We start from the raw sequence: 6,950 nt of genomic DNA, 5'->3' as shown, positions 1-6,950 counted from the left end.
CCCGCAAGGTGGATTTCGGCGGCACCGACGCGCCGCTGCCGCCGTCCGAGCTGGCCAAGCAGAAGCTGGTGCAGATCCCGATGCTGATCGGTGGCGTCGTGCCGGTCGTCCATCTGCCGCTGGCCGCGCCGCTACAACTCGACGGCGAGGTGCTGGCCGAGATCTTCCAGGGCCGCATCAAGGTCTGGAACGATGCCCGCATCGCGGCGCTGAACCCGGGTGTCGGCCTGCCGGGCCTGGCGATCAAGCGCGTCGTGCGTGCCGAGAAATCGGGCACCACCGAGGGCTTCAGCCGCTATCTCGCGGGCGCTTCGGCCGCGTTCAAGACCGACGTCGGCATCGGCCAACTGCCCGCCTGGCCGAGCGACCCGCTGAAGGCCGAGGGCAATGACGGCATGGTGCAGACGCTGCGCGCCACGCCGGGTGCCATCGCCTATGTCTCCTACGACCGTGTGCTGCGCGACAAGCTGGCCGCCGTGAAGCTGCGCAACGCGGCCGGCCGCTTCGTGCTGCCGACCGAGCAGGGCTTTCGGGCCGCCGTCCTGGAGAGCGACATGCACCGCCAGGGCGACGACCTCGCCACGCTGCTGGACCGCCCGGGCAACGACGCCTGGCCGATCACCTTGACCAGCTTCGTGCTGGTGGATGCCGAACCCGCCACGGCCACCAGGACGCAGGGCGCGCTGAAGTTCCTCTACTGGTGCTTCATGCATGGCGACGACCTGACCCGCGGCACCGGCTTCGCGCCGCTGCCCATCGGCGTGCAATCTCGTCTGGCAGCGCGCTTTACCCAGGTGCGGCCCAAGGACGGGCAGCTGCCGGCCTACCAGAGCTTCTAAACTGCCCAGCCATGGCCGCCCCGACAGAACTCACCGTCCACCAGCACTCTCGCGTCCTGGAGATCGCCTTCGACGACGGCGCGCGTTTTCACATCCCCTTCGAGCTGATGCGCGTCTACAGCCCCTCGGCCGAGGTCATGGGCCATGGCCCGGGCCAGGAAGTGCTGCAGACGGGCAAGCGCGACGTGGGCATCACCGGCCTGGAGCCGGTCGGCCACTACGCCGTGCGGCCCGAGTTCTCGGACGGTCACGCCAGCGGCCTGTTCACTTGGGACTATCTCTACAAGCTGGGCAGCCAGCAGGACCCTCTCTGGCGCGACTACGAGGCCCGCCTTGCCGCCGCTGGCAAGAGCCGCGACGACGCCATGCCCGTCAAAGGTGGCGGCAGCTGCCATTCGCATTGAATCCCGGCACTGAATCCATGACTCAAACGCATTTCGGTTTCCAGCAGGTCGACGAGAACGAGAAGGCCACCAAGGTCCGCGGCGTCTTCGACTCGGTCGCTTCCAAGTACGACCTGATGAATGACCTCATGTCGGCCGGCATGCACCGGGCCTGGAAGGCCTACACCGTGCAGGTCGCCAACCTGAAGCCGGGCGAGCGAGCCCTGGACATTGCCGGCGGCACCGGTGACCTGTCGCGTGCCTTCGCCCGCAAGGTCGGCGAGACCGGCCTCGTCGTGCACACCGACATCAACGAGGCCATGCTGCGCCAGGGCCGCAACCGCTTGTTGGATGAGGGTCTGATCCTGCCCACCAGCCTGGCCGACGCCGAGAAGCTGCCCTTCAAGAGCGAGAGCTTCGACCTCGTCAGCGTCGCTTTCGGCCTGCGCAACATGACGCACAAGGAGCAGGCCCTGGCCGAGATGTGCCGCGTGCTCAAGCCGGGCGGCCGGCTGCTGGTGCTGGAGTTCTCGCGCATCGCCGAGCCGCTGAAGAAGCCGTACGACTGGTACTCCTTCAACATCCTGCCCAAGCTGGGTTCGCTGTTCGCTGGCGACGCCGAGAGCTACAAATACCTGGCCGAGTCCATTCGCATGCATCCCGACCAGGCCACGCTCAAGGCCATGATGAAGACGGCCGGATTCGGCCACGTGGACGTGCACAACCTCAGTGCCGGCATCGTCGCCCTGCACGCCGGGATCAAATGTTGACCCCTCGCTCAGTCTTGCCCTGCTGGACGCGGGCAGCCTGATCGGCCTTGCAGGCCGCGCAGCGGTCAAGCCCGCTGCTCTGCGGCAGGCACGGCGAGTCCACTGGACTCACCATGTCCGGCCTCAGCCCCCGGGGGGATGGCGATGCTTGCCGCATTGAGCGGCAAGCACATCGCCTGAGCGGGCCGGCTAGGGAGCGGCCCGTCGCTCGGCCCGAAAGTCGAATACCGAATATTGCGTATCGAATGACGCCGGAAGGCGTCATCCTCAATCGCAAGCGACCACCCCCCAAGAACGTGGGATCTTGGGAACTTCCCGCTTGTATTTGCTCTAACTGCCGGTCGCCGACGAACCCAGTTATGGCTTCGTGGGCCCCGCAGAAGCGACATATCGCGCCGCTACACTCGTTCGCTCTTTGGGGCGGGTGCCCTTTCTCTGCATAACAAGGACCTTCATCAGATGGCAAACCGACAGAACAAGCACCGTGCCCACCTGCTCCTGGCAGTCGTCGCCGTTGCGGCGCTGCTGACGGCCTGCGGTGGTGACAAKGGCGACAAGGCGTCCCAGACGGCGGCCAAGGTCAACAAGGAAGAGATCACCGTCCACCAGATCAATTTCGTGCTGCAGCGCCAGCAGGGCCTCAAGCCGGAGCAGGCCGAGGCCGCCAGCCGTCAGGTGCTGGAGCGCCTGATCGACCAGGAACTGGCGGTCCAGAAGGCGCAGGAGCAAAAGCTCGACCGCGACCCGCGTGTCGTGCAGCAGATCGAAGCCGCCAAGCGCGAGATCATCGCCCGGGCTTACGCCGAGCGCGTTGGCGAAAGCGTTGCCAAGCCCAACAACGAAGAGATTGCCAAGTACTACAACGACAAGCCGGCCCTGTTCAAGGACCGCCGCATCTACAGCCTGCAGGAACTGCAGATCGAGGCCAAGCCGGAGCAGTTCGAGACCATCCGCGCCAAGCTCGCGGCGGCCAAGAACCTCAACGAGTTCGCTGAATACCTGAAGTCCGCCGACATCCGCTTCAACGGCAACCAGGCCGTGCGGGCCGCCGAGCAACTGCCCCTGGCCGGCCTGGACGCCATTGCCAAGATGAAGGATGGCGACTCCATGGTCAGCCCCAGCCCCAACGGGATGACGGTGCTCTTCCTCGTCGGCTCGCGCAGCCAGCCCGTGGATGAAGTCCGCGCCCGCCCTGCCATCGAAGCTTTCCTGATGAACCAGCGCAAGGCCGAAGTCGTGCAGAGGGACATCAAGGCGCTGCGTGACAGTTCCAAGATCGAATACGTCGGCAAGTTCGCGCAGGCGGCTTCGGCGGCTGGCGGTGTGACGCCTGTTGCGCCTGCGCCCGTGGCGCCGGTCACCTCTGAGGCGCCTGCTCCTGCTCCCGCTGCTGCCCCGGCGGCCAGCGGTCTTGATTCGGCTTCGATCTCCAAGGGTATGGGTCTGAAATGATGAAGATTCGTTTTCACCAACTGCTTCTTGCCGCCACTTTCGGTTTGTTGGCGGCCGCGTGCGTGCAGGCTCAGGCTCCTGCCCCTGCCAAGGCGGCTGCTCCCGCCATGGCTGAATATCATCTGGGCGCTGGCGACGTCGTCCGTGTGGTCGTGTATCAGAACCCGGACCTGACACTCGAAACTCGGGTGTCAGAAACAGGCGTCATCAGCTACCCGTTGCTCGGCAACATCCGCATTGGCGGCTTGGGCGTCAGCGCCGCCGAAAAGCTCATCGCCGAAGGCTTGAAGAGCGGCAACTTCGTCAAGTCGCCACAGGTCACGCTTGTCCTGATGCAGATCAAGGGCAACCAGGCCAGCGTGCTGGGCCAGGTCAACCGCCCCGGCCGCTTCCCGATCGAAACCGCTGACATGCGCATGACCGACCTGCTGGCCAATGCGGGTGGCGTTGCGACGACGGGCGGTGACCAACTCGTGCTGACCGGGATGCGCAACGGCAAGCCCTTCCGCACGGAAATCGACCTGCCCACCGTCTTCGGTCCCGCCGCGGAGCAGGGCCGAGTCAACGATGTGCTGATCCAGAACGGCGACGTGCTCTGGGTGGACCGTGCTCCGCTGGTCTATATCTATGGCGAGGTGCAGCGCCCCGGGCCGATGCGCCTGGAGCGCGGCATGACCCTGATGCAGGTGCTCGCGGTTGGGGGTGGCCTGACGCAGCGCGGTACCGAGCGGGGCGTCCGTGTGCACCGAAAGTCTGCCGATGGGCGCGTCCAGGTCGTCACGCCCGCGATGGACGAGAAGGTCCAGGACGGGGACGTCGTTTACGTGCGTGAAAGCCTCTTCTAAGAGCTCTGAGCCAGGACGGGAACAATGACTTTTGCTCAATTCATCGCTGTCTTGCGCGCCAGAAAGTGGGCGGCGCTTGGTGTTTTCGCGTTTGTTGTCACGGCGATCGTCGTGATCAGCCTGGTGCTGCCCAAGAAGTACAAGGGCGAAGCCAGCGTGGTGATCGACGTCAAGCCCGACCCGATCACCGCGTTCGTCAATCCTTCGGCGATCATGCCCAGCTTCATGGCGACGCAGCTGGATATCCTGATGAGCGATCGCGTTGCGCTGCGCGTCATTCGCGATCTCAAATTGACGGAAGTTCCGGGTATTCGGGAGCAGTGGCAGGACGATGGTGAAGGGAAGGGAACCATCGAGCAGTACGTGATTCTCTTTCTGCAAAACTATCTTGACGTCAAGCCGAGTCGGGAAAGCAACGTCATCAATATTTCGTTCAAGAGCCAGGATCCCACCTTCGCCGCCGCGCTGGCGAATGCATACGCAAAGGCTTATATCGCCACCACGTTGGAACTGCGCGCGGACCCTGCGCAGAATTTCAGGAAGTTCTTCGATACGCAAACCCATGACGCCCGCGAAGCGCTTGAAAGAGCCCAGGCCAAGCTGTCGGCCTTTCAGCGTGAAAAGGGAATCATCGCCACGGACGAACGGCTCGACGTCGAGAACGCGAGATTGAACGAACTCAGCAGTCAGCTGACGCAGCTGCAGGCCATCTCCGCGGAAAGCTCGAGCCGCCAGACCCAGGCCCAGGGCACCCAGACTGATCGGCYCCAAGAGGTGATCAACAACCCGGTGATTGGGGGCCTGAAGCTCGACTTGAGCCGCGCGGAAGCACGGCTGCAGGAACTGTCGCAGCGCCTGGGAGACGCGAATCCGCAGGTGGGCGAAACGAAGGCCAATATTGCCGAACTGAAGCGCAAGATCGACAGCGAAACGACGCGGATTTCGGGCGGCGTCTCGGTCAGCAACACGATCAACAAATCTCGTGAGGGGCAGGTCCGGGCCTCGCTGGATGCTCAGCGCATGAAGGTTCTTGAACTGAAGTCTTCGCGGGACGAGGTCACCGTCCTGCAGCGGGAGGTCGAGAATGCGCAGCGCATCTACGATGGTTTGGCCGCCCGCCTGAGCCAGACCGGACTCGAGGCGCAGAACACGCAGAGCTATGCCAGCATGCTGACCGTCGCGCTGCCGCCCGCGGAACACAGCAGCCCGAAACTCTTGCTGAATACGGCAGTCGGTATCTTGCTGGGCGGTTTGCTGGCGGTGGGCGTCGCGCTCATCCTCGAATTGAACGACCGCCGCATTCGCGCGCTGGAGGATGTGGTGACGGCATTGGGTCTTCCGGTGCTGGGCACGCTTCCCAAGCCAACGGCAAAACGGTTCAACCCCGCACGTCCGATGCTCCATTCGCCTGGCGCACCGGCGCTCAGCGCCCCTGACTCCGGCCGGAGCATTTGATGACGTCTTACGAAAACGTGGCTGACCGCTCCATAGGGAGCATCCTCAAGGACCTGCGGCTGCTGTCTGCCGATCAAGTCGAAAAAATCGTCCAACAGCAACGAAGTGAGGGCCTGCGCTTTGGCGAGGCAGCGGTCGCACTCGGGTTCGCGAGCAATGACGACGTCATGTTCGCCCTGGCCCAACAGTTCCACTATCCGCTGGCAGCGGACGATGAGCGGCGCAAAGCCAATCCCGAGCTCGTCGCCCTGAACCAGCCGTTCGGTGTGCAGGCCGAAAGCTTCCGCGCGGTGCGCAGCCAGATCATGATGCGGCTCTACAACGAGGGCCAGCAGCGCAGGGCGATTGCCGTGGTGAGCCCCGACAGTGGCGACGGAAAGACCTACTTTGCGGCGAACCTCGCCGTGGTTCTGGCCCAGCTTGGCGGGCGTACCTTGTTGGTCGATGCCGACATGAGGCATCCGCGTCAGCACGAAGTGTTTGGCGTGAGTAACGATGCCGGCCTTTCCGGCATCTTGAGCGGCCGCGCGGAGGCCAAGGTCATCCAGCAGGTGCCTAACGTGCAAAGCCTGTTCGTCCTGCCGGTGGGCACCACGCCCCCGAACCCGCTGGAACTGGTTGAACGGCCCGCATTTGGCCTGCTCATGCGCGAGCTGGCCACGAAGTTCGATCATGTCGTGGTGGACAGCCCGGCCGCTTGCTATGGCAGCGACAGCGTGGTGATCGCTGCGCGATGTGGCGCGGCGCTGGTTCTTGCCCGCAAGGATCACGGGCGTATCTCGGCGCTACAGGATCTCGTCGGCAACTTGGCGGAAACGCCGGCCGTCGTGGCAGGTGTGGTGGTCAACGAATTTTGAGCAACTCCGGCCAGCGTGCTGGGCAATCCGTCTAACGTTTGAGAATTGGTTCCACGGGACATGTTGAAGGTTTCGGTATCTAGTCCGACGGCTCGAAGCGTCCCGTGGAGCAACTATTGGACGGTGTGGTTGCCCCTGCTCGTTGCCTTTGCGCTCATGTACGTGCCGACCTATGTCGGCCTCTCGCAGACCGTTTGGGCATCGGCGGAACAAGGCCACGGCCCGATCATCCTGGCCATATCGTTCTGGTTGGCTTGGCGGCGGCGTGAGCAGGTTGCTGCGCTGCCCGACAACAAGGGCAGCTTCCTCGTCGCCGGCCTGCTGTTCGCCGTCGGCATGCCGCTCTACC

The 6,950-nt window shown here is 64.1% G+C and carries 8 protein-coding genes; all 8 read left to right on the top strand.

Features of this window, described 5'->3' with window-relative positions; all coding sequences use genetic code 11:
• A partial coding sequence (gene pstS, locus AC1DU6_RS15590; protein WP_477858153.1) for a phosphate ABC transporter substrate-binding protein PstS occupies window positions 1–839 on the top strand: 839 nt, incomplete at its 5' end.
• A gap of 11 nt (window positions 840–850) precedes the next feature.
• Window positions 851–1,243 carry a gamma-butyrobetaine hydroxylase family protein gene (locus tag AC1DU6_RS15585; protein ID WP_457325076.1) on the top strand — a complete coding sequence of 131 codons (393 nt, stop codon included), beginning with the start codon at window positions 851–853 and terminating at the stop codon, window positions 1,241–1,243.
• Window positions 1,244–1,260: 17 nt separating this feature from the next.
• On the top strand, window positions 1,261–1,992 hold the full coding sequence (gene ubiE / locus AC1DU6_RS15580) for a bifunctional demethylmenaquinone methyltransferase/2-methoxy-6-polyprenyl-1,4-benzoquinol methylase UbiE (RefSeq protein WP_056204133.1): 732 nt from the start codon (window positions 1,261–1,263) through the stop codon (window positions 1,990–1,992).
• Window positions 1,993–2,451: 459 nt separating this feature from the next.
• A complete protein-coding gene (locus tag AC1DU6_RS15575) occupies window positions 2,452–3,444 on the top strand; it encodes an EpsD family peptidyl-prolyl cis-trans isomerase (protein ID WP_477858152.1) in 993 nt (330 codons plus the stop codon).
• Between the two features lie 107 nt (window positions 3,445–3,551).
• Window positions 3,552–4,289 (top strand): polysaccharide export protein EpsE, encoded by a 738-nt coding sequence (gene epsE, locus AC1DU6_RS15570; RefSeq protein WP_235532104.1) that lies wholly within the window; start codon window positions 3,552–3,554, stop codon window positions 4,287–4,289.
• Between the two features lie 24 nt (window positions 4,290–4,313).
• A complete protein-coding gene (epsF, locus tag AC1DU6_RS15565; protein WP_477858151.1) occupies window positions 4,314–5,744 on the top strand; it encodes a chain length determinant protein EpsF in 1,431 nt (476 codons plus the stop codon).
• Window positions 5,744–6,601: a CpsD/CapB family tyrosine-protein kinase gene (locus AC1DU6_RS15560; RefSeq protein ID WP_056204125.1), complete on the top strand. Its 858-nt coding sequence runs from the start codon at window positions 5,744–5,746 to the stop codon at window positions 6,599–6,601. The genes epsF and AC1DU6_RS15560 overlap by 1 nt, the downstream gene beginning before the upstream one ends.
• Window positions 6,602–6,757: 156 nt before the next feature.
• Window positions 6,758–6,950 (top strand): archaeosortase/exosortase family protein (locus tag AC1DU6_RS15555; protein WP_477858150.1); only part of this gene is annotated, 193 nt, incomplete at its 3' end.

The sequence above is a fragment of the Roseateles sp. P5_B10 genome, assembly GCF_056400485.1.
Note: the sequence above shows the minus strand (reverse complement) of the source record. Positions and strands in the feature narration are given on the sequence as shown.

Bases quoted from the DNA above. Each gene is read 5' to 3' on its own strand.
- epsE (WP_235532104.1), top strand. From the start codon at position 3,552: ATGGCTGAATATCATCTGGGCGCTGGCGACGTCGTCCGTGTGGTCGTG.
- ubiE (WP_056204133.1), top strand. From the start codon at position 1,261: ATGACTCAAACGCATTTCGGTTTCCAGCAGGTCGACGAGAACGAGAAG.
- AC1DU6_RS15585 (WP_457325076.1), top strand. From the start codon at position 851: ATGGCCGCCCCGACAGAACTCACCGTCCACCAGCACTCTCGCGTCCTG.
- AC1DU6_RS15560 (WP_056204125.1), top strand. From the start codon at position 5,744: ATGACGTCTTACGAAAACGTGGCTGACCGCTCCATAGGGAGCATCCTC.